This window comes from Halopseudomonas formosensis (genome assembly GCF_900115905.1).
Lineage (GTDB): Bacteria > Pseudomonadota > Gammaproteobacteria > Pseudomonadales > Pseudomonadaceae > Halopseudomonas > Halopseudomonas formosensis.
The window spans coordinates 1-22,110 of sequence record NZ_FOYD01000009.1 but is presented as its reverse complement, the minus strand read 5'-3'; the positions used below and the strand labels follow the sequence as shown (position 1 = coordinate 22,110).

Here is a 22,110-nt window from a genome sequence, read left to right as displayed (position 1 = left end):
AAACATCTCGCAATGCGTTCACGATAGCAAATCGATGGATTTTGCGAAACGTATCACACTTATAAAGTGCAACCAGCTTCAGGTGTCCGGTGGCGCTTTATGCCAGCCGGCAGCGGCCAGCTGCATTACACTTTGGTCTCATTGGCAGCTGCACGCCGGATGCGCTGAACTGCCCTTCAGAGGTGCCTGATGAGCAGAGAAGACGCTTTCAATCAGATCGGCCGTGACGCCGTAAAACAGAACATTTACGGCACCATGAGTTTTTTGCTGGGTTATCCGCCTTTCAATCAGATGGAAACTCACCATCTGGCATGGATGGTCGAGCACTGCCTGCTGCGCTTCTTCGGCGCTGGCGACAGTATCATTCGCCCGACCGCCGGTCCTGTTCAGCACTTCCATATCGTAAAACAGGGGCGCGTACGCGGCGAGCGACTGCTTGCAGGGCAGTCGGCGCCGGAAACCACCTTCGAGATCAGCGTGGGAGAATGCTTCCCTCTGGCCGCGCTGATAGGCGAGCGGGCCACCCGCACCGAACACGTGGCGGCGGAAGATACGTTTTGCCTCATGCTCCCCCGGGAAGATTTCCAGGAGCTGGTCAGGCTCTCTTCTGCGTTCCGGGACTTTGCCCTGCGCGGTGTCAGCAGTCTGCTGGACCAGGTCAATCAGCAGGCCAAACGGCAGGCCAGGGAAGCCATGGGTGAGATGTATTCCCTGGAAACGCCCCTTGATCGTCTGGCCTTGCGTAATCCGGTAGCCTGCGAAGGGGCGACCCCCATTCGTTCGGCCGTACGGCGGATGCACGAAGCCGGCGTGGGCAGCATAGTGGTGACTGATGCCGACGCTGTGCCCCAGGGCATCTTTACCCTCCGCGACCTGAGGCAACTGGTGGCCGAGGGCGAGATGGACCTGCAGCAGCCCATCAGCTGCGTAATGACGCCCTCCCCCTGCTGTCTTCCGGTTAATGCCACCGCTTTTGACGCCGCCATCGCCATGACCCGGGAACATATCGGTCATATCTGCGTGACCCTCGGCCAGTCGCTGGTCGGTGTGGTGTCCGAACGGGACCTGTTTGCGCTGCAGCGGGTGGACCTGGTCCATCTCGCCCGCGCCATCAGCAACGCGGCCAATACCGCCGAGCTGGTTGCGCTTCGCGCTGACATCCATCGGCTGGTGGACAACATGCTGGCCCACGGCGCCTCCGCCAGCCAGATCACCCACATCATCACCCTGCTCAACGATCAGACCACGGTCAGGGTCATCGAACTCTGCCTGCGTCAGCATGGCGATCCGGGCGTCCCCTTCACCTGGCTCTGTTTCGGCAGCGAAGCCCGGCGCGAACAAACCCTGCATACCGACCAGGATAACGGCATTCTCTTCGAGGCTGCGAATGACGAGGAGGCGGAGCGGATTCGCCAGTTACTGTTGCCGCTTGCCCGGCAGGTGAACCGGATGCTGGCAGACTGCGGATTCACGCTCTGCGTCGGCAACATCATGGCAGGCAACCCGGAACTCTGTCTGGCGCAACACGAATGGCGCAGACGCTTCAAGGAGTGCATTCGCTCTGCCACACCGCAGAATCTGCTGGCGTCCTCCATCTTCTTCGACCTGCGCGTGGTCTGGGGCCCCCGGGAAGGCGCCGAATCCCTGTTCCACGAGGTCCTGGAACTGGTGGCCGACGCCCCGAGCTTCCAGCTGATGCTGGCTCGCAATGCGTTGGCCCACAAGCCTCCCCTGGGGTTTTTCAAGGGTTTTCGGGTCTCCGGGCGTGGCGATGAGAAGCATACGGTCGACCTCAAGATCCAGGGGCTCACGCCTTTCGTCGATGCGGCCCGCATCCTTGCCCTCGCCAATGGCATCCGTGAGACCGGAACCACACAACGGCTGGCCCAACTCAAGCAGCGCGGTGTCCTGGATGCATTGGATGCAGACGCCTACGAGGAGGCATACCAGTTCATCCAGCTGCTGCGCATGCAACAGCATCAGTCGCAGGAAAGCCTGCAGCGGGCGTTCAGCAACAGGCTGGCGCCTGCTTCGCTCAACCAGCTGGACCAGCGGATTCTCCGGGAATCGTTCCGCCAGGCTCAGCGACTGCAGTCCAGCCTGAGTACGCGGTATCAGCTATGAACCTCGCCCGGCTTTTTCGTCAGCGCCATGCCCCCCGCTGCGGGATACCCCCGCAGCCTATCGACGATACGGCGCTGGCTGCCGTTCGCTGGGTAGTCGTGGACCTGGAAACCACCGGACTGGATATCTACCGGGATGAGATCCTATCCATTGGCGCTGTCACCGTGGCTGGAGGTGCTCTGAGCATGGCGGGCCAGTTCGAGTGCACGGTATATCAACCTGATCATCGACCGGGCGAAGCCACCCTGCTCCACGAGATTGCGCCCAGCCAGGTTCGCACAGGGCAACCGCTGGGCCAGGCCCTTCAGGATTTCATGGATTACGCGGGCAGCTGCGTGATGGTGGCCTATCATGCCGGATTTGAACGGCGCATGCTGGATCGTGGGCTGCGTCGGGAATGGGCGCAGCGCCTGCAACATCCTTTCATCGACTTGGCCGAACTGGCGCCCATGCTCCACCCGGACTGCCAGGACAGATGCCATACCCTGGACGATTGGCAGCAGCACTTCCATCTGACCAACAGCGAGAGACACAACGCAGCAGCCGATGCCATGGTCAGCGCCGAACTTTTGCTGATCATGTTGAACCGGCTGGCCCGTGAGGGGACAAATACTCTGGCTGAACTGGATAACCGGCTGGCGCGCTGGCGGCGCCTCCATCGCCTGCGCGCTGTCCGTCTTTGAAGGATCATTGGCCGAAAGGTCATCCGGCGACTGTACAGTCTTTCAGCAATTGGCTGCCGGATTACGATTTTTAACGCGAAATAGCCCGTTTTTCCCCGAGCCATCATGGCGTGTGCGGATGAATCCTGCTAGGTTCGCGACTCTGTCAAAACAAGTAGGAAACAACCTGATGATCACACATGCCTGGTTCAAGACTACCCTCGCGATCGCCGTGGCCACCGCCTCCTGCCAATTGATGGCTAATGGCCTGGCCATCAACGAGCAGAGTGTCAGCGGTATGGGTACGTCCTTCGCCGGCCGCTCATCCGCCGCTCAGGATGCCAGCACTATTTTCGGCAATCCCGCCGGCATGTCCCGCTTGCAGCGCGCCGAGATCAGCGGTGGTCTGGCCGCCATCTGGGCAGACACCGATATCGACGCCTCAGCGGCCAATACCGCACCGGGTACCAACAAGGGTGACATCGCACCCGACGCACAGGTGCCCTTTGCCTACTACGTTCGCCCTCTGGATGAAAAATGGCACTTCGGCCTTGGGCTGTACGTGCCCTTCGGCGTGATCAGCGACTATGAAAAATCGTTCCAGGGTCGCAACCACGGCCTGTACAGCAAGGTCCAGGTGACTACCCTGCAGCCCACCTTCAGCTACCGCATCAATGACCGCGTCGCCGTCGGATTCGGCCCGACCATCAACAAGATCGATGGCAAGCTGACCAGTAATCCGATGCACTCGCTTGTGCCTGAGGCTCAGGTGCGCATCAAGGGTGACGATATCGGCTATGGCTACAATCTCGGTGTGCTGGTTGACGTCACTGATCGCCTCGCCTGGGGCCTGAGCTATCGCTCCAAAGTCGATTATGAACTTGAAGGCACCATTCGCTTCAGCGACTTCCCGGTAATCCCAGGCCTGACTCCGGACAATGGTCGCTTCAACGGCTCCCTGGACTTCACTACCCCCGAGTCGGTGGATACCTCGGTCACCTACCAGGCCAACGACAAGTGGACCATCTACGCCGGTTCCACCTGGACCCGCTGGAGCCGCCTGAAGGAAATTGAAGCTGTCTATGCGACCGGCTCGGTTGGAGAGGAACTGAACTGGAAAAACTCCTGGGCACATGCCATCGGCGTCGCCTATCAGCTGAATCCGGCCCTGGTACTGCGTGCGGGCTTCGCGCTGGATGCCTCCCCGACCACCAACGAGCATCGTACCGTGCGAATCCCGGTCAGCAACCGCAAGATCTACTCGCTGGGCGCAGGCTGGAATATCGATGCAGACTGGACCGTGGATGTGGCCTACGCCTATGTGAAGGAAAGCAAGGGTCGCGTGGATCAGGAGGATCAGACTCCCCTGGCCCAGAACTATTCCGCCCAGTACAGCAACAGTGCCCACGGCCTGGGTGTCCAGCTGACCCATCGTTTCTGAACACCGCCGTTCATAACAAACGCCCCGCTGGTCGGGGCGTTTGCGTTAGCGCGTTATCAATCCATTCAACGGGACTCGCCCGGCGCCGGATCGGTTTCCGGGTCATGCAGGTTTCCCTCCCGCGGTACCTCGCCATAGGGCTCGGCAGAGGGCGGCATCGCATCAGGCTCGTCGATACGGTCATCGACATCCTGGCCGCAGCCAGCCAGCATCAGAACAAAGGCAGGAATCAACAGGTAGGTCAGTCGCATCAGCGCGCTCCTTCAGTGGCGATTGCCTGACATTGGACAGGACGCCGAAGCGGAAAGTGCGAAGAAATTCGAGCACGCCTCTGATGGTCACCAGTGGCAGAAACAACAAAGCCCCGGAACACGGGGCTTTGAGGATGCGTTAGTGGCGGAGGGACAGTCCGCCTACTGGTCTTCCACCACTGCCCACCAGAATCCACCAAACCCTAGACTATATGGGGCTTTCAGCCTAATATCATTCCGCAACCATCCACCGCAATCCACCAACTTACGGAATAAAGTGGGGGACGAAGTGGGGGAACAGAATCAGGCGGAGAGAAATATGGGCAAGCTGAACCCGAAGCAAGTAGAGAACCTGACCGACCCCGGCACCTATGAGGACGGCGAAGGCTTGCGCTTGGCAGTAAGGCCCACCGGGAGTAAGTCATGGGTGTTCCGCTATCAGCTCAACGGCAAGCGCCGCGAGATGGGGCTAGGGCCTTACCCGGATCTGGGATTAAAGGCGGCCCGCCTGAAGGCCAGCGCTTACCGTTCGCAGCTGCTGGAGGGTATCGACCCGCTGGAGGCGCTGAAAGCAGAGCGTGAGGCGCTGCGCCTGGCTCAACTTGCCGACGCGGCCAAAGCCGTGACATTCGACAGCGTGGCGGCTGATTACATTGCCGCGCACCGTTCCGGCTGGAAGAACGCCAAGCACGCGCAACAATGGGAGAACACGCTCAAGACCTACGCCAGCCCGGTCATAGGCAAACTGGCACCCAGCGACGTAACCACCGCGCATGTGCTGGAAGTGCTGAACAAGGATAACTTCTGGAGCATGAAACCGGAGACGGCCAGCCGGGTACGCAACCGCATTGAGCTGGTGCTGGACGCTGCCAAGGCCAAGGGATTACGCGAAGGCGAGAACCCGGCACGCTGGCGCGGGCACCTGGACAAGCTGCTGCCCCGGCGCGACAAGATACAAGCCGTAAAGCACCACACCGCCCTGCCTTACCCTGCGCTGCCCGCATTCATGGCGCTACTGACTGGCGACGATATGACCACCAAGGCCATGCAGATGACTATCTTGACCGCCTGCCGCACCAGTGAAGTGCTGGGGGCAACCTGGGATGAAATCGACCTGCAAGCCCGCATCTGGACGATACCCGCCAACCGCATGAAAGCCCGCAAGGAGCACCGCGTACCGCTGGCTGATGCCGTGCTGGCGCTGCTGGCGTCCCTGCCCCGCATCGAAGGCAACCCGCACCTATTCCCCGGCATGAAAGCAGGCAGACCGCTATCCAACATGGCCATGCTGATGGGCTTGCGCCGCATGGGCCGGGATGACCTGACCATGCACGGCTTCCGTTCCACGTTCCGCGATTGGGCCGGGGAGTGTACGCCCCACCCGCGTGACGTATGCGAGCAGGCGCTGGCGCATAGCCTGGGCAATGATGTTGAGGCCGCCTATCGCCGGGGGGATCTGCTGGAGAAGCGCCGCGCCCTGATGAATGATTGGGCCGCCTATTGCACCAGCAAGCCGACCAGTAACGTGATTCAGATGCGGAGGGAGGGCGCGAAATGAGCAAGCTACTGAAATTCAAAGACTCTGTATCCATGGAAGATGCCGCCAGATATTTGAGCACATTGCTAGGCGAGGAAGTCACTTGGGATGACGTGAAATACCTGGTGCTGGAGGGCCATCTAACCGCCTCCATTATTGCTCAAGGGTGGGCCTGCTATATCCCGAGTCAACATGAAACCACGACCGTAGGCGGTGAAGTTATAGTTATCCTGGAGCAACGAAAAGGAGGTATTCCTGATGATTACCTGTGGGGCGCTTACCCGATCACGCCGGACTCACTAGAGCAAAATGCTGGAGTCACTTTATTGTTAGATGATGGTCGGGAGGCGCGGTGCTACGAGGTGCCCGATTCATGGCGCGATACACCCATAACGCATGTGAAGGAACCGCAATCGGCGGATCGTGTGTCAATTGTAGAGGCCATGAAATTTTCTCTGGACGCGCTCCGCCAGCTTGCGGAGAGCCAGCCAGAGGCGATCCCGGCTGATGCTTTGAAGGCTCCGCATATAGGCTTCGACGATCTGGTATTTCTCCCTGAACATCTTTTGGAGTTTGCAGCCAAGGCCAATGACACCGCTCCAGCAAAGCCTATCGACTACCGAGAGCGCGAAAGCATGGAGCGTATTATTCTCGCCCTGGCAAAAGAGGCGGGTATTGATCTGACAGAGCCATACAAAGCTGCTGCCGTAGTTGAAGCAGCAGCCGCGCGTCATCGCGTCGAGCTACCGAAAAGCAAAGACACCATAGCCGGAAAACTAAGAGCAGCCGCCAGACGCGACACCTACGGGCGACCCTAATAGACTCGCCGGGAGCCTGTTAGGACGCGCCGCCCCGCCGCCCCCATACAGTCATAGCCACTTCATCCACTGAGCGCCAGCAAGCGCAAAGGAGATTTGGCTATGTCTGCTATCGCCACGCCACCCCGCCGCATTATGCGCCTGCCCCAAGTACAAGAGGCCACCGGGTACGGACGCGCCTGGATTTACGAGCTGATGAGCAAGGGCAAGTTTCCGAAAGCCCGCAAGATCGGCACCCGTGCCGTTGGCTGGGATTCGACCGAGATTGAAGCTTGGATTGCCGAACAACTGGATGGGGGAGCGCTGAAATGAAAAAAGGCGACCCCACCGAAGTGAAAAGCCGCCCGCGCAAGGCCGATTCTAGCACCGAAGCACCCAGCAAGATTGCCCGGATACTGGCGCACCTACTGACCGGCGCAAGCCTCAACCGCTTTGAAGCCGAGCGCATGGGCGATCATTGTTTGCCGTCCACAATTGCCGTACTCGCCAACCATCACGGCCTGACCTTCAAACGCCAGCCGGAGCGCGTACCCAACAACTGGGGCGCACCTTGCACCGTCACCCGCTACAGCCTGCCGACAAGCCAGCGCCAGCACGCCGCCGCCGTTTTGAGCAAGCTACAGCGCACCCGACCGACCACCGAGGGCTGACGCCATGCCGAACAATCGCAACCTGTTAACCCGCTGGCTGGCCTGCGCTGGCGTATGGATTCAAGACAACCCGCTGACCGCGCAAGCCCTGGTGCTCGCCTTTACCCTTGCGCTGATTACCCTGGGGCCGCAGCTATGACAGACGCCGTGATTCAATTCCGTGACGCACTGCAAGAGGCGTTCGGCCTGCTGGACTGGCTACCGGTCGCTGATGGATCAATTCACCGCTTCCGTGTGCCAGAGGACAAGCCCGGCACGCTGAACGGCTGGTATGTCCTATATGCCGATGGCATCGCTTCCGGCGCGTTCGGGAGCTGGCGCGATGGATCAACCCGCACCTGGAGCAGCCGCAAGCCTGCCGACCGGCTGGAGTCTGCTTTGATTGCCCAACGCATCGAGCAGGCTCGCCACCAACGCGAAGCCGAGCAGCGCCAGCGCCAGGCCGCAGCCGCAGCCCGTGCCGCTCGCATCTGGAGCGACGCAGTACCTGCAAACGCCGATCACCCCTACCTGACCCGCAAGGCCATCAAGCCCTATCGGCTGCGCCAGGCTGGTGACGTGCTGCTGGTGCCACTGTATGCCGATGGTCTGCTGATGAATCTGCAACGGATCATGCCGGACGGTACAAAGCGCTTTTTGACCGGGGGCCGGGTAAAGGGCTGTTACTCGGCAATAGGCAAGCTGGAGCGCGGCAAGCCGCTGTATATCTGCGAGGGCTGGGCAACCGGGGCCAGTATTCATGCCGACACCGGGCACGCCGTCGCCTGCGCCATGAATGCGGGCAATCTGCTGGAGGTAGGCCGCCAGTTGCAGCGCCAGCACCCTGACAGCCTGCTGGTGATAGCCGGGGATGATGACCGCCAGACCGAAGCGGAGGGCAAGGGCAACCCCGGAGTGGAGGCCGCCAGCAAGGCCGCCGCTGCCCTGGGCTGCGCTATGGTGCTGCCGGTATTTCCGCCTGATGCGCCGCTGGCGCTGAGTGACTTCAACGACCTTGCCAACTGGAGGGCTGCACAATGAATACCGCCGTCACCCCGCTGGTATCCGCAGCGCAAGCGCCAGCAGTACCAACGCCCGTGCCGTTACTGCCAGACACCGCACCGGCAACGCCCTACCCGGTAGACGCGCTGCCCGCCGTCATGCGCGAAGCAGTCAAAGCCATTGCCGAGCATGAGCAGGTGCCGGAGGCTATCGCTGGCCAGTGCGCCATTGGAGCCGCGACGCATCTTGCACAGACCCGCGCCAACGCATGGCACCCCGGCGGCAAGCCGGACGGTTCGCCGTGTTCGCTATTCATGCTTTCACTGTTTGGTTCTGGTGAAGGTAAATCGAGCGCCAGGCGACTGGCCTTCAAGACGATTGACGAGGCTGAAAAGGAGGCAAGGAACCGGCACCGCTTGGAGTGCAACCCCATCATGGAGCAGGCGCAACGGCTCAAGGGAAAAAAACGCGATGAGTTTCTGACAGAGAACCCATTGCCAGCAGATCCGCGCACCCTGTACACAGATGCCACCTTCGAACCCATTGCCGGGGACTTTATCCGGGGCATGGCTGCTGCCAGCTGGGACACCGACGAAGGCGGGCAGATGCTGGGGGGATCATCGCTCAAGGCTGACACCGTAGCGGCAACGCTGGGAGGGCTGACAAAGGCGTTTGATAATGGGCACTTCGAGCGCACCCGTTCACGGGGCAACGTCGAAGGCTCTGGAGTGGCCTATAACCGCCGCCTGAGCGTGCATCTGCTGGCGCAACCTGTAGCAGTGGCGGACGCGCTGACAAACCCGCTCATGACCGGCCAGGGCTTTCTAGCGCGCTTTCTGTTCGCCGCGCCGGATAGTTTGGCTGGTACGCGCGTTTATACCGTGGAGTCGCTGAGCAAAAACGCCTATGCCGATCCGCGACTGCAACGCTATTGGGCGCGCTGCAAGGAAATAGCCGCCACCGCTGAACATATCGACCCGGAGACCAGCGAGGTCATGCCGCCGGTACTGGATTTGGATGACGAAGCAAAACAAATATGGATCCAGTTCAAGGGAGACATCGAAAGCGATCTAGGGCCGCTGGGAGTATTCGCTGGGCTTAAGCCGTTCGCCAGTCGCGGAGCAGAGCTGGCCTTGCGTGTCGCCACTGTCCTGGCCTGCTTTGAGGGGCTGGAGCGGATCAACAGCGCGTGCATATACAACGCCTGCCGACTGGTGAGGTACTCGCTTGATGAGTGGCTACGCTATACCGACCCGAGCGCCAGCGATCCGGTATTGAAACAGGCCGCCATGGTCATGGAGTGGATGCAGGAGCCAGAGCGTGCGGACAGCTGGCGCGTGTTCGACAAGGCCAAAGCTGGAAAGGCATGGCCGCCCGCGATCAGATCCGCGAAGAAGCGTGACGCTGTATTGGCTGTGCTGGTGAAGCATAACCACCTGCTGACCAGCGACGGAAAGCAATTCCGACTCAACCCCCTTGCGGAATCAGCGGAAAGTGCGGAAAGCCGCTAAACACGGGGCTTTGCACTTGCGGAGAAGTTGCGGAGAGTTGCGGAAAATATGCGGACTATCGAAACAACCGCAGAAAATCCGCAACCTTCCGCAAACCTTCCGCAACCTGAACCCCAACTATTACGCGACCTTCCGCAGAATCCGCAGGTTCCGCAGCATTCCCGACACGCACACCACAACAGCCAGGCTAAGAGACCGCCACCATGACCAATAAACAACCGAAACAGATACCCAACCCAAACACCCGAGGCCGCCCCAAAGGTAGTCGCAACCGGCGCACGCTTGCCCGTGAGGCGCTGCAGCAGGCATACCCTGATGGGGAGCTGGGATTCTGGAAAGCCGTCGCACAGCAGGCCGCTGACGGGGATCTGCAGGCCGCCGCCATGATTGCCGACCGCCTATACCCGAAGCTGAAGCCGACCAGCGAGCCGGTAGCGTTATCGGAACCACTGGATGGCACCCCCGGCGACGTGGCCCGCGCCATAATGCGAATGGCTGGCGCTGGAGAGCTGACAACAGATCAGGCTAAGGAGCTGCTATCGGCACTGGCTGACGTGTGCAAGATAGTTGAGGTGACCGAGCTGGAACAACGCATAGAGAAACTGGAGGCAATCCATGAGCAAGCAACTTGAGAAGCGGCTAGCCGCACTGGAGCAAGGCGCTACCGACGACAGCCAACGTGTCACTCGCATAGAATTTGTGAACCCCCTCACTGGCGAGGTTGCGGCAACGCTTCACGTCGGTGGCCCGCCGAACAGTGCCGAAGTGCTGAAGGTGCTGGAGTACAAGCACGAGACAGACCCGCCGCGCATTCAGGCGACAGGCCGCAATTGAGCGCCAGCACCTGCCGTTCACCCGGCACAAGGTCGAAGAACTGGAACGGCTGGCACGGGAGCACCGAGCCGACGCGCTGGAGATTGCACGCTCGATACTGCTGGCGCATGGTGCCCTGCTGGTGCTGGACAAGACAGGCGACGCGGAGGCGCTGGGCTTTGATGCTCTGGCGGATCTGCTGAACATCAACCGGGTAGACCGGGAGAAGGCACGCCGGGAAGGCTGGCGCACCCTGGCCGATCTGGTAGCCGTTCACGATCTGGAGAACAGCAGCGAGCGCCGGGGCGATGAATGGGGCGCGGGTAGCCCGCTGTACCAAGCCTGCCACGTTGCGCTGATAGAGTTCATCCGAACCGCACCAGCTGGCGCACTACCTGACCCGTTCGCACCTGGGGAGATATTCGGGCCGAAGCTACCGCCTACCCTGACAGTTGTCTGACTGCCCACCCCGCCACCGAGCGGGGTTTTTAATGGAGCGTGCAAAATGTGCAAGTAACGGGGGGGCATCAAAACCTTGGAGCCTTTCGATTCAGGAAACCGCTCCCTGTCTCACTTGCAGATTAAATACCCTGTTAACGGGAGGTTAACCCCGCCTTGCGAGAACACCCCATGAATGACGCATCTGACGCACTTAAAAAGACGCAATGCGCTGTTTGCGAAAACAACCCCATGAATGACCCTATTCGACCCTATCGGTACGAGGCGAGTGCGAGGCCCTACGCGGGGATAATCCGCCTCGGAATCACCCCAAGATTACCGCAAGGGCACGGCAAGATTACGGCAAGGCATTCGAGCAGGTGGGGGGCCGGGGTAAAAGTTCAGAGCAACACTCGCCGGAACGACGGGGGGAGCTACTTTTTCACATCCACAAAATTCAAGTTTTCGGAAAGACGGCAAAGCGCCCCGCCCCCAACGGACGACAGCAAAGCTACTGCAAGGGTAACGGGGAGTTTACGGGTAGCCCTGAGAGCAGGCCGGAACAGGTGGAAGGGGGTCGTTTGCGGGAGAGGGCGAAATCCTACGCTAAGGCTTTGGCCAACGATATTCTCCGGTAAGATTGATGTGTTCCCAGGGGATAGGAGAAGTCGCTTGATATCTAGTATGACGTCTGTCGCACCTGCTTGATCGCGGCCGCGATAGCTAGATCGCGTTGCTCCTCTTCTCCATCCGCGTTCCAAGCTGCGGAAAGGCACCCATAAGCGTACGCCTGGTCGAGCAGGCGACGCGGATCGACGTCCAGCGCACGAGAGAATGCGTCCGCCATCTGTGCAATGCGTCTAGGATCGAGACAAAGGTCGTCTCTGTCAGCCGGATCGTAGAACATATTGGCGGCGCCAAAGCCCACTTCACCGACCAGACCGACGGGATCTATCACCAGCCAGCCGCGACTGGAGAACATGATGTTTTCATGATGCAGATCGCCATGTAGCCCACGCAGTTCCGAGGCATTGCTCATCATTTGATCGGCTATAATCGCCGCGTGGACGTAGTCAGTTTGACAACCTGCGTTTTGATCATCGCGCGCCCGCTGAAACAAAGCTGCAAAGCGATCCCGGATCGGGAGAAGGGCAGAAGGCAGGGGTTCCTCAGATGCGGCATACAGCTTCGCCATTAGTTCCGCTGCAATTTCGGTCGCCTGGTAGTCGCCGTGCTCGGCAACGATGTGAGAGAGCATTCGCTCCCCGGCATATTCGAGCAACATCAGATTGTTCTCACGACCGAGCAACCGGACTGCTCCCCTCCCATTGCGCCATACCAGATAGTCGGCCCCGCGCAGTTCATCAGCAATGTCTTCTATAGGTTTCAATCCCTTGACGATTGCAGGAGTCCCGTCTGGCAATGAAACTTTCCAAACGAGGCTGGAAAAGGTGTCCGCAATGAGAACAGGTTGCGAAACGTGCCAATGAGCAGGAAAAACAGGCGGCATGAACATCAACCCCAAGTCAGAGGGTCCAATCGCAGATAGAAGGCAAGGCGTTCGCGGTCGGGGGCTTCGATCCCCAATACATTGAATAGGACAGCGAAGGCGCGCTCTGCTTCATCTGGCGCTGCCCAGTTCTCTTCGGCGTTAGCAATCATGAGTGCCAAATCGGCATAGCGATCTGCTGTTCCGAGCCGCCCAAGGTCGATCAGACCCGTGCATTGAAGAGTTTTAGGGTCCACCATGAAGTTCGGCATGCAGGGATCACCATGGCAAACAACCATATCGGTGCGCTCTTGGTCGAGCCGCACCGGTAGCTCTCGTTCGACACGAGCCAAAAGATCGAGCTGCGGCGTACTCTTGTCCTCGTCCGGTAAGAAGTCGGGATTGACGGCATTGCGGGACACCACATCAACGGCGCGTCCGAACATTCGCGACAGCCTGCGCTCAAACGGACATTGATCAACCGATAGGCTGTGAACAGCGCCAAGTTGCTGCCCCATTGACGGCCACGCTTTGAGCAAATCCGCTCCAGACAGATCAGCCGCCGGTACTCCCGGAATTGCCGTTATCACCAAGCATGCACCCTCCTGTTCCTCCTGCCAGTTGATCACCTCGGGGCAAGCCACACCTCGACCTTTGAGCCAAATGAGGCGGTCACGCTCTCCAGCGAGCTCACCGCGGCGGGAAGCAGGTGCGATTTTCGCGAAGGCATGCCCGTCACCACGTCGAAAAACAAAATCACCAGATTCTCCGCCTCTGACAGGCAACCAGTCAGAATGCGATTCACCAAAAAAAATATTAGTTCGATTCAATGGAGGTTCCTTCAGTTTTCTGATGAAGCGCGGAGGTGGCTCAACCTGCGAAAAGAAACGAGTTGCTACGTAAGTCCGAGAACATGCTTTCCATGGTCTCTGAGCTCGCCTTTGGGACCGACATATCGGTAGAGAGTGACGCGCTCGATGCCGAGTTCCTTGCAGAGATCGGAAACTGAAGTATCGCGCTGGGCCATGGCGGCTTGCGCGAGACGCACCTGAGCTTTGGTGAGCGCGAATTTTCGTCCGCCCTTGCGACCGCGCGCTCTCGCGGAGGCGAGACCCGCCATGGTGCGCTCTCGGATCAGATCCCGCTCGAACTCGGCCAAGGTGGCGAAGATTCCGAACACCATGCGACCGGACGCAGTCGTGGTGTCGATCTGAGCGCCCTTTCCAGTCAGAACCCGCAGGCCGATCTTGCGGTCTGACAGCTCCTTCACCGTGTTGACCAGATGGGCAAGCGATCGTCCGAGGCGATCGAGCTTCCAGACCACCAGCACATCGCCGTCACGCAATGACTTGAGGCAGGCAGTCAAGCCAGGGCGATCATCACGACCGCCGGAAGCAAGATCATCATAGATATTGTCCCGTTCGACACCTGCGGCGCGCAAGGCGTCGTGCTGCAGGTCGAGAGACTGCGAGCCATCGGCTTTGGAGACGCGGGCATATCCGATCAGCATGTATCACAAACGTTGGTTTGAGGCGGCGCTTCGGCCACGATTGCATTGACCTCTGGAAATGTATCTCAACCAGCTTCATAAACAAAGCGTCTTGAACGCTATCAGATTTTGAAAAAGGAACATGTATGCCGCGTCGCGTCACTCTAACCGATCGGCAGAAAGACGCGCTGTTGCGCTTGCCGACTTCACAGACGGATTTGCTCAAGCACTATACGCTGAGTGATGAAGACCTTGGGCATATCAGGCTGCGTCGGCGCGCTCACAACAGGTTCGGCTTCGCCCTGCAATTGTGTGTCCTGCGCTATCCCGGCCGGGTGCTGGCTCCAGGCGAACTGATCCCTGCAGAGGTCATCGAATTTATCGGAGCGCAGCTTGGCCTGGGTGCCGACGATCTCGTAGACTATGCTGCCCGCGAGGAAACACGGCACGAGCATCTTGCCGAGTTACGGGGGCTCTACGGCTTCCGCACCTTCTCCGGACGTGGTGCGAGCGAGCTGAAGGAATGGTTGTTCCGAGAAGCCGAGATGGCGGTGTCGAACGAGGATATCGCCCGTCGCTTCGTAGCCGAGTGCCGACGCACCCGCACTGTCCTTCCCGCGACATCCACGATCGAGCGGCTTTGTGCCGCGGCTCTCGTCGATGCCGAGCGACGCATCGAGACGAGGATCGCCAGTCGGCTGCCTATGTCGATCCGAGAACAGTTGCTGGCATTGCTCGAGGAGACGGCTGATGATCGGGTGACCCGTTTTGTGTGGCTGCGCCAGTTCGAGCCTGGCTCGAACTCTTCGTCGGCCAACCGGCTGCTCGACCGGCTCGAATATCTGCAACGCATCGATCTCCCCGAGGATCTGCTTGCCGGCGTTCCTGCCCATCGGGTGACTCGTCTGCGCAGGCAGGGTGAACGGTATTATGCCGACGGCATGCGCGATCTCCCGGAGGACAGGCGGCTTGCGATCTTGGCTGTTTGCGTCTCGGAATGGCAGGCGATGTTGGCCGACGCAGTGGTCGAAACCCACGACCGGATCGTCGGCCGTCTCTACCGTGCTTCGGAGCGTATTTGCCATGCAAAGGTCGCAGACGAAGCGGGGGTGGTGCGTGACACCCTGAAATCCTTCGCCGAGATCGGGGGCGCCCTGGTCGATGCACAGGATGATGGCCAGCCGCTGGGCGATGTCATCGCGAGTGGGTCAGGGTGGGACGGCTTAAAAACCCTTGTTGCAATGGCAACCAGGCTGACCGCCACCATGGCCGACGATCCGCTCAATCATGTGCTCGACGGTTATCACCGCTTCCGCCGATACGCTCCACGCATGTTGCGCCTGCTCGATCTGCGAGCTGCGCCCGTTGCACTGCCGCTTCTGGAAGCGGTGACGGCCCTTCGTACCGGTTTGAACGATGCCGCGATGACCAGCTTCTTGCGGCCCAGCTCGAAATGGCATCGCCACCTTCGGGCCCAGAGGGCTGGCGACGCTCGCCTATGGGAGATCGCGGTGCTGTTCCATCTGCGCGATGCGTTCCGCTCCGGAGATGTCTGGCTTACTAGGTCCCGGCGCTATGGCGATCTGAAACACGCACTCGTTCCGGCACAATCCATCGCGGAAGGCGGTCGTCTCGCTGTGCCATTGCGGCCGGAGGAATGGCTGGCAGACCGGCAAGCTCGCCTCGACATGCGGTTGCGCGAGCTTGGCCGTGCCGCTCGCGCAGGCACGATCCCGGGCGGGTCGATTGAAAACGGCGTTCTGCATATCGAGAAACTCGAAGCCGCCGCGCCGACAGGCGCCGAAGATCTGGTGCTCGATCTCTACAAGCAGATCCCGCCCACGCGCATCACCGATCTCCTGCTGGAGGTGGATGCGGCGACCGGCTTCACCGAAGCGTTCACCCATCTGCGCACAGGAGCACCCTGCGCTGACCGGATCGGGCTAATGAACGTTATCTTGGCGGAAGGGATCAACCTCGGCTTGCGCAAAATGGCGGATGCGACAAACACCCACACCTTCTGGGAATTGATCCGCATTGGACGGTGGCATGTCGAGGGCGAAGCCTATGACCGGGCGCTGGCCATGGTGGTCGAGGCACAGGCAGCGTTACCCATGGCCCGGTTCTGGGGCATGGGCACGTCGGCTTCGAGCGACGGACAGTTCTTCGTCGCTACAGAGCAAGGTGAGGCCATGAACCTGGTCAACGCGAAATATGGCAATACCCCGGGCCTGAAAGCCTATAGCCACGTCTCCGACCAATATGCGCCGTTCGCAACCCAGGTGATTCCTGCAACGGCAAGCGAAGCGCCTTACATCCTCGATGGCCTGCTGATGAACGATGCTGGACGCCATATCCGCGAGCAGTTCACCGACACGGGCGGCTTCACCGATCACGTCTTTGCCGCATGTGCCATTCTCGGCTACCGGTTCGCTCCGCGCATCCGCGACCTGCCATCCAAACGGCTCTACGCGTTCAATCCGTCGGCCGCCCCGGCGCACCTGCGAGCGTTGATCGGCGGAAAGGTCAACCAAGCCATGATCGAGCGCAATTGGCCCGACATCCTGCGCATCGCCGCCACCATTGCTGCCGGGACCGTCGCGCCAAGCCAGATTCTGCGGAAACTCGCCTCCTATCCGCGGCAGAACGAGCTCGCGACAGCCCTGCGGGAAGTCGGTCGCGTCGAGCGCACCCTGTTCATGATCGACTGGATTCTGGATGCCGAACTCCAACGGCGTGCCCAGATCGGGCTCAACAAAGGCGAAGCTCATCATGCGCTGAAGCGGGCAATCAGCTTCCACCGCCGCGGTGAAATCCGCGACCGTTCCGCCGAAGGCCAGCATTACCGCATCGCCGGCATGAATCTGCTCGCCGCCATCATCATCTTCTGGAACACCATGAAGCTCGGCGAGGTCGTTGCAAACCAGAAACGCGATGGAAAGCTGCTATCGCCCGATCTCTTGGCCCATGTTTCGCCGCTCGGATGGGAACACATCAATCTCACCGGAGAATATCGCTGGCCAAAGCCTTAGCGTAGGATTCCGCCCCCTCCCGCAAACGACCCCGGAAGCACCAGCGCGAAAAGGTAAGACGGGACGGCAATGCTTCACGCACTCCGCGCACTTTTCACGCACCTTCTCCGCGCACTTGAACGGGTACGCACCAAGTACGCACGGGAAGTACGCACCCTAAGTTCGCGCAAGGTTCGCACCCCCTACGCATGAAGCTATGCAGTTGCCCTATCGCCAATCGCCAGCGCCTGCCCCGCCTAGCCCGAATGCCGACAACGAAACAACAACCGCCGCCCGCATTGCGCGGTATATAGCCAAGGGCCGGGGATCGAATTACCCGCACCGGCCACCCCGCTGGGAGTACCTTTCAAGTGATGGGGGAACGGTCACGCGCCGACAGAATGGGGGATCAAGTGGGGGACTGCTAATCCCTAAAAACAACAAAGCCCCGGAGTTCGGGGCCTTGAGTTACATATCTGGCGGAGGGACAGGGATTCGAACCCTGGAAGGGCGTTAACCCTTGCCGGTTTTCAAGACCGGTGCATTCAACCGCTCTGCCATCCCTCCACGGCCGGCAATACTACCGGAAACTGGTTCGCAGTCAATGGGATAATGACGCATCAGGTAACGTTTTTGAGAATTGGATGTTTTGATTGTCCAAGGTTAACTAGTATGATCCAAGACATGAAAGGATCATCTGCATTACAACTACTGGAGCCTTCAACCATGCAAATGCAAGAACGTCATACCACGTTGCAACAGGCCGGTGTAAATGAAGCAGAAGTAAGCAAGCTGTTTCGCAACACCTACTCCCTGCTGGCAATGACGCTGGCCTTCAGCGCCGTCGTCGCCTTCATCTCCATGACGCTCAATCTCCGCCATCCCGGTCTGATCATCACACTGGTCGGCTTCTACGGATTGCTGTTCGGCATCCACAAGGCCCGCAATTCCGGCTGGGGTCTGGTGCTGACTTTCGCGCTGACCGGCTTCATGGGCTACACCCTTGGCCCGCTGCTCAACTTCTACCTGTCGCTGAACAACGGTGCCCAACTGGTTACCATGGCATTGGGCATGACCGCCCTGGTGTTCTTCGGTCTGTCGGCCTACGCCATCATGACCCGCAAGGACTTCAGCTTCCTGTCTGGCTTCATTCTGGCTGGATTTGTCGTTCTGCTGTGCGCCGTTGTGGCCAGCTTCTTCGTGCAGATGAGCGGCCTGCAACTGGCCATCTCCGCTGGCTTCGTGCTGTTCTCTTCGGCAGTGATCCTGTATCAGACCAGTGCCATCATCCATGGCGGTGAGGACAACTACATCCTGGCCACAGTGACCTTGTTCGTCTCCATCTATAACCTCTTCCTCAGTCTGCTGCAGTTGCTGGGTGTGTTCAGCAGCGATTGAGCCGGCGACTTTCGCTATAATCCGGAGGCTCGCCAACTGGCGGGCCTCCTTGTTTTCTGATCGGTGCAATCAATGGATTTTGCTATCGCCCTGCTTGCTGGCCCTCAGGACCCCGCCGCCCGGAGCGCCTTGGAGTTCTCCCGCGCCGTTCTGGCAGCCGGTCACCGGATCAGTCGCTTGTTCTTCTATCGGGACGGCGTACTGCTAGCGTCACAGCTCAATGTCGTGCCCCAGGATGAAAAGGATATCGGTGCAGAATGGCGCCAGTTCATTCAGGATAACCATCTGGACGCGGTAGTCTGCATCGCGGCCGCCCTGCGCCGGGGAGTGCTGAACCCCGCCGAAGCCGAGCGCTGGGACCGTCCTGCAGCCAATACGGCTGAGCCGTGGGAACTATCCGGGCTGGGCCAGTGGGTCGATGCCCTGCAGTCTGCTGATCGCGCCGTTACATTCGGGACCTGATCATGAAGAGCCTCTTGGTAATCAGCCGCCACTCGCCTGCCCGTCCCCAGGCCCGCGAAGCCCTGGACGTAGCGCTGTCAGCCGCGGCTTTTGGGGTCCCCTGCGGCATTCTGTTCATGGATGATGGCGTATTTCAGCTGATCAAGGGGCAGGATGCCGCGCAGATTGCCCAGAAATCCCTGGCGGCTAACTTGCAGGCACTTCCGCTGTATGGTGTTGAGGATGTGCTGGTCTGCCAGCATTCGCTGGGCGACCGTGGAATACAGGCAAATCGGTGCATGCTGGACGCGCGGGTTCTGAACAACGCGGAAATTGCTGCCCTCATTGAACATTACGACCAGGTTCTGACGCTCTGAGCCGAGGAGGCGAATCCGATCATGCTGCATATTCTCCGACACTCGCCCCACGCTGAGACCAGATTTGCGAGCTGTCTGCGCTCGATCAACGCAGGTCAGGCACTGCTGCTGATAGAGGAAGCAGTCTATGGCCTGTTGCCTGGCACAGCGACACGGGACTCGCTGGAATATCTGCCCGCAAGCATTGCACTGTACGCTCTGGATGTGGACCTGCAGGCACGCGGTCTGGCTCTGGATGATCTGCCTGGGCGAACTCGGGTAATAACTCACGCGATGATGGTGGAGCTCTGCGTGGAGCGTACCAAGGTGGTGAGCTGGTGACTGCGCTGCTGGTAGACGGCCGTTCGATCGAGCTGGACAAGGACGGGTTCCTGCGGGATCTGGACGACTGGTCTGAAGCCGTGGCCGAAGCACTGGCGGCGTCTGAGGGGCTGACACTGACGCCCGAGCATTACGATGTGATCCACGCATTGCGACGCTTCCACGCCCAGTATCAGCTGTCACCGGCGATGCGTCCGCTGGTGAAATACATTGGCCAGGAGCTTGGCGCGGACAAGGGTAACAGCATGTACCTGCTCAAACTCTTTCCGGGTAGTCCGGCAAAACTTGCCAGCAAGATCGCCGGATTGCCGAAACCGGACAACTGCCTGTAACCCTTCTGAAACGGGACCACCATGGATTACCTGCACAGCATTGTTGGCTGGCTCTGGGCCGGGCTCTACTGGCTGGTAACGGCTGCGGTCACGCTGAGAATCATCGCCCTGCGCCGGCCAGTCAGTGTCACACTGGCCTGGCTGTTGATCATCTACATAGTCCCCATTGTGGGAGCGATACTGTACCTGCTGTTTGGCGAGCTGAACCTGGGGCGCAAACGTGCCGCCAGAGCCAACACCATGGTCGAGCCCTATCTGACCAATCTCACCACACAATTCCACGATAACAAGGATGCCCTGCCCGGCGGCGAACTGACCGAGGCAATCAACAGCCTGATGACGACTCAGGTAGGCATCGGGGCTTTGAACTACGGAGCGATGCATATTCTCAGAACGCCGGAGGATATCTTCGAACGCCTGATAAGGGACGTTCATCAGGCCCGGCGCAGCATTGTTCTGGAAACCTATATCTGGCATCCCTATGGGTATGTGGAGCGACTCACCAGCGCCCTGATCAACGCCCGCAACCGAGGCGTCACTGTTCGCCTGCTGATCGATCACGCCGGCAGTCGCCGTTTCTTCCGTTCCAGGTCATGTCGAGCGATGCGTGAAGCGGGAATAGAAGTCGTTGCAGCCCTCCCTGTACGCCTGTACCGGACCCTGGTGCAGAGAATCGATCTGCGCATGCACCGCAAGCTGGTAGTGATAGATGACAGCATTGCCTACACCGGCTCGATGAATATTGCTGACCCGGCCCACTTCAAGGTCGAAGCACGTGTAGGCCAATGGGTCGACATGATGTTGCGACTGGAAGGAGAAGCGGCTGCTGGGCTTGCCAAGGTGTTTGCCTGGGATTGGGAGGTGGAGACGGGAGTACGCGTATTCCCCACATTGCCGACCGCCGATGGGCAAAGACGTCACTGGCTGTCCATCATTCCTTCCGGTCCCGGAATGGGCGACCTGATCAACGAAGCCGTTTTGACCAGCATCTATCGTGCGAATCACAACATCACCGTCAGTACCCCCTATTTCGTCCCCTCTCAGTCGGTACTGGATGCCCTGTGCCAGGCTGCAGCCAGAGGCGTTCAGGTCAAGATACTGGTACCAAGGAAAAACGATTCGCTGATGGTCGGATGGGCGAGCCGATCCTATTTCGACACCCTGCTGGAAGCGGGAGTGGAGATTCTGTTGTTCGATGGGGGATTGCTGCATACCAAGGCAATGCTGATGGACGAGCAACTGGCACTGGTCGGTAGTGTGAATCTGGATATCCGCAGCTTTCAACTCAACTTCGAGCTGACCGTAGCCATCTTCGCCCCCGACAGCTGCCAGGAAGTGCGCGCCCTGCTGGACAGCTACGAGACCTCCAGCGAGCGCCTCGACCCCGAGCGCTGGGCGCAACGCAGCAAGCCGGCGCGAGTACTGGAGCGACTGATGTTCTTCATGAGTCCCCTGCTCTGATCCCCCGGATTCTCTCCCGCCACCTCACACTACCCAGCCCCCTGCCGACTCGAGTTGGGAATCCACCGCGGCTGGCTCTCTTCAAACGCTGCACGGATGATCAGCCGAGGAAAACCTATCGCACTCTTTCCTTCGGAGAAGAGCCGACAGCGCATCTCGGACTCCGCCGTGATGCACAACCTGAGCGGAGGGAGAGAACAAATGCATGGGATATGAGACCCGGAACGGCAGGCAAAAAGACGGGCAATGAAGCCCCTGCGCACCCGGGCTGGTCCGGTTGACAGATGACAGGTATTTACCAGAAAGAAAAAACCCCGACCTGTTTCCAGATCGGGGTTTTCTATTTAAAGCTTGACGATGACCTACTCTCACATGGGGAAGCCCCACACTACCATCGGCGATGCATCGTTTCACTTCTGAGTTCGGAATGGGATCAGGTGGTTCCAATGCTCTATGGTCGTCAAGCAATTCGGTTGCTGCGCGGGTGTTGAATCCTCACAGCGAAAAGGGGGAAAAGTGATAATGCGGTAACCGTAATCTCGTGCAGTTCCAGACTGTCGTCTGT

The 22,110-nt window shown here is 59.6% G+C and carries 24 protein-coding genes, 1 tRNA gene and 1 rRNA gene; 20 read left to right on the top strand and 6 right to left on the bottom strand.

Going from position 1 to position 22,110, the window contains the following annotated elements; all coding sequences use genetic code 11:
* Window positions 1–189 precede the first annotated feature (189 nt).
* From BM046_RS12235 to BM046_RS12225, 3 genes are all read left to right on the top strand, one after another.
* Window positions 190–2,124: a putative nucleotidyltransferase substrate binding domain-containing protein gene (locus BM046_RS12235; protein ID WP_090539869.1), complete on the top strand. Its 1,935-nt coding sequence runs from the start codon at window positions 190–192 to the stop codon at window positions 2,122–2,124.
* On the top strand, window positions 2,121–2,807 hold the full coding sequence (locus tag BM046_RS12230; protein WP_090539867.1) for a 3'-5' exonuclease: 687 nt from the start codon (window positions 2,121–2,123) through the stop codon (window positions 2,805–2,807). The genes BM046_RS12235 and BM046_RS12230 overlap by 4 nt, the downstream gene beginning before the upstream one ends.
* Before the next feature lie 172 nt (window positions 2,808–2,979).
* Entirely contained in the window at window positions 2,980–4,227 is a 1,248-nt protein-coding gene (locus BM046_RS12225) for an OmpP1/FadL family transporter (protein WP_407920446.1), read from the top strand.
* A 65-nt stretch (window positions 4,228–4,292) separates the two neighbouring features.
* Here the strand turns inward: BM046_RS12225 and BM046_RS12220 are convergent, their stop codons facing one another.
* On the bottom strand, window positions 4,293–4,478 hold the full coding sequence (locus tag BM046_RS12220) for a hypothetical protein (RefSeq protein ID WP_090539863.1): 186 nt from the start codon (window positions 4,476–4,478) through the stop codon (window positions 4,293–4,295).
* A gap of 319 nt (window positions 4,479–4,797) precedes the next feature.
* Here BM046_RS12220 and BM046_RS12215 point away from each other — a divergent pair, with 319 nt between their 5' ends.
* From BM046_RS12215 to BM046_RS12175, 10 genes are all read left to right on the top strand, one after another.
* On the top strand, window positions 4,798–6,036 hold the full coding sequence (locus BM046_RS12215) for a tyrosine-type recombinase/integrase (protein ID WP_090539861.1): 1,239 nt from the start codon (window positions 4,798–4,800) through the stop codon (window positions 6,034–6,036).
* Complete coding sequence (locus tag BM046_RS12210) at window positions 6,033–6,833, top strand: hypothetical protein (protein ID WP_090539859.1); 801 nt, start codon at window positions 6,033–6,035, stop codon at window positions 6,831–6,833. The genes BM046_RS12215 and BM046_RS12210 overlap by 4 nt, the downstream gene beginning before the upstream one ends.
* Before the next feature lie 102 nt (window positions 6,834–6,935).
* The gene (locus BM046_RS12205) at window positions 6,936–7,145 is read left to right on the top strand and encodes a helix-turn-helix transcriptional regulator (protein ID WP_090539857.1); all 210 of its coding nucleotides are present in this window, start codon (window positions 6,936–6,938) and stop codon (window positions 7,143–7,145) included.
* Window positions 7,142–7,483, top strand: coding sequence for a hypothetical protein (locus BM046_RS12200; RefSeq protein WP_090539855.1), 342 nt, complete (start codon window positions 7,142–7,144; stop codon window positions 7,481–7,483). The genes BM046_RS12205 and BM046_RS12200 overlap by 4 nt, the downstream gene beginning before the upstream one ends.
* A 4-nt stretch (window positions 7,484–7,487) precedes the next feature.
* Window positions 7,488–7,622, top strand: a complete 135-nt coding sequence (locus tag BM046_RS16500) for a hypothetical protein (protein WP_268875199.1) — start codon at window positions 7,488–7,490, stop codon at window positions 7,620–7,622.
* Entirely contained in the window at window positions 7,619–8,503 is an 885-nt protein-coding gene (locus tag BM046_RS12195) for a toprim domain-containing protein (RefSeq protein ID WP_090539854.1), read from the top strand. Before BM046_RS16500 ends, BM046_RS12195 begins: the two co-directional genes overlap by 4 nt.
* Window positions 8,500–9,975 (top strand): DUF3987 domain-containing protein, encoded by a 1,476-nt coding sequence (locus BM046_RS12190; RefSeq protein WP_090539851.1) that lies wholly within the window; start codon window positions 8,500–8,502, stop codon window positions 9,973–9,975. Before BM046_RS12195 ends, BM046_RS12190 begins: the two co-directional genes overlap by 4 nt.
* Window positions 9,976–10,178: 203 nt before the next feature.
* Window positions 10,179–10,607, top strand: coding sequence for a hypothetical protein (locus BM046_RS12185; protein WP_090539849.1), 429 nt, complete (start codon window positions 10,179–10,181; stop codon window positions 10,605–10,607).
* Entirely contained in the window at window positions 10,591–10,809 is a 219-nt protein-coding gene (locus tag BM046_RS12180; RefSeq protein ID WP_090539848.1) for a hypothetical protein, read from the top strand. Before BM046_RS12185 ends, BM046_RS12180 begins: the two co-directional genes overlap by 17 nt.
* Window positions 10,810–10,930: 121 nt before the next feature.
* Entirely contained in the window at window positions 10,931–11,248 is a 318-nt protein-coding gene (locus tag BM046_RS12175; RefSeq protein ID WP_090539846.1) for a hypothetical protein, read from the top strand.
* A gap of 657 nt (window positions 11,249–11,905) precedes the next feature.
* On the opposite strand, the gene BM046_RS12165 is transcribed toward BM046_RS12175, so the two are convergent.
* The 3 genes from BM046_RS12165 to BM046_RS12155 all read right to left on the bottom strand — a co-directional run bounded on the left by BM046_RS12165 (window position 11,906) and on the right by BM046_RS12155 (window position 14,225).
* Window positions 11,906–12,742: an aminoglycoside O-phosphotransferase APH(6)-Id gene (locus tag BM046_RS12165; RefSeq protein WP_000480968.1), complete on the bottom strand. Its 837-nt coding sequence runs from the start codon at window positions 12,740–12,742 to the stop codon at window positions 11,906–11,908.
* On the bottom strand, window positions 12,742–13,545 hold the full coding sequence (aph(3'')-Ib, locus tag BM046_RS12160) for an aminoglycoside O-phosphotransferase APH(3'')-Ib (protein WP_001082319.1): 804 nt from the start codon (window positions 13,543–13,545) through the stop codon (window positions 12,742–12,744). The genes BM046_RS12165 and aph(3'')-Ib overlap by 1 nt, the downstream gene beginning before the upstream one ends.
* A 65-nt stretch (window positions 13,546–13,610) precedes the next feature.
* A complete protein-coding gene (locus BM046_RS12155) occupies window positions 13,611–14,225 on the bottom strand; it encodes a recombinase family protein (protein WP_000904906.1) in 615 nt (204 codons plus the stop codon).
* Between the two features lie 125 nt (window positions 14,226–14,350).
* Between BM046_RS12155 and BM046_RS12150 the strand changes: the two genes are divergently transcribed.
* Complete coding sequence (locus BM046_RS12150; RefSeq protein ID WP_001138082.1) at window positions 14,351–17,236, top strand: Tn3 family transposase; 2,886 nt, start codon at window positions 14,351–14,353, stop codon at window positions 17,234–17,236.
* Between the two features lie 456 nt (window positions 17,237–17,692).
* On the opposite strand, the gene BM046_RS12145 is transcribed toward BM046_RS12150, so the two are convergent.
* Window positions 17,693–17,782, bottom strand: a tRNA-Ser gene (locus BM046_RS12145).
* 165 nt (window positions 17,783–17,947) lie between these two features.
* Here BM046_RS12145 and BM046_RS12140 point away from each other — a divergent pair.
* The 6 genes from BM046_RS12140 to cls all read left to right on the top strand — a co-directional run bounded on the left by BM046_RS12140 (window position 17,948) and on the right by cls (window position 21,545).
* Window positions 17,948–18,613 (top strand): Bax inhibitor-1/YccA family protein, encoded by a 666-nt coding sequence (locus BM046_RS12140; RefSeq protein ID WP_090540083.1) that lies wholly within the window; start codon window positions 17,948–17,950, stop codon window positions 18,611–18,613.
* Between the two features lie 72 nt (window positions 18,614–18,685).
* Window positions 18,686–19,075 carry a sulfurtransferase complex subunit TusD gene (gene tusD, locus BM046_RS12135; RefSeq protein ID WP_090539844.1) on the top strand — a complete coding sequence of 130 codons (390 nt, stop codon included), beginning with the start codon at window positions 18,686–18,688 and terminating at the stop codon, window positions 19,073–19,075.
* Entirely contained in the window at window positions 19,075–19,431 is a 357-nt protein-coding gene (tusC, locus tag BM046_RS12130) for a sulfurtransferase complex subunit TusC (RefSeq protein ID WP_090539842.1), read from the top strand. Before tusD ends, tusC begins: the two co-directional genes overlap by 1 nt.
* A gap of 21 nt (window positions 19,432–19,452) precedes the next feature.
* Window positions 19,453–19,752: a sulfurtransferase complex subunit TusB gene (gene tusB, locus BM046_RS12125; RefSeq protein WP_090539840.1), complete on the top strand. Its 300-nt coding sequence runs from the start codon at window positions 19,453–19,455 to the stop codon at window positions 19,750–19,752.
* The gene (locus BM046_RS12120; protein WP_090539838.1) at window positions 19,749–20,084 is read left to right on the top strand and encodes a TusE/DsrC/DsvC family sulfur relay protein; all 336 of its coding nucleotides are present in this window, start codon (window positions 19,749–19,751) and stop codon (window positions 20,082–20,084) included. The genes tusB and BM046_RS12120 overlap by 4 nt, the downstream gene beginning before the upstream one ends.
* Window positions 20,085–20,105: 21 nt before the next feature.
* Window positions 20,106–21,545: a cardiolipin synthase gene (cls, locus tag BM046_RS12115; RefSeq protein WP_090539837.1), complete on the top strand. Its 1,440-nt coding sequence runs from the start codon at window positions 20,106–20,108 to the stop codon at window positions 21,543–21,545.
* Window positions 21,546–21,894: 349 nt separating this feature from the next.
* Here cls and rrf read toward each other — a convergent pair.
* A 5S ribosomal RNA gene (gene rrf, locus BM046_RS12110) occupies window positions 21,895–22,010 on the bottom strand.
* Window positions 22,011–22,110 lie beyond the last annotated feature (100 nt).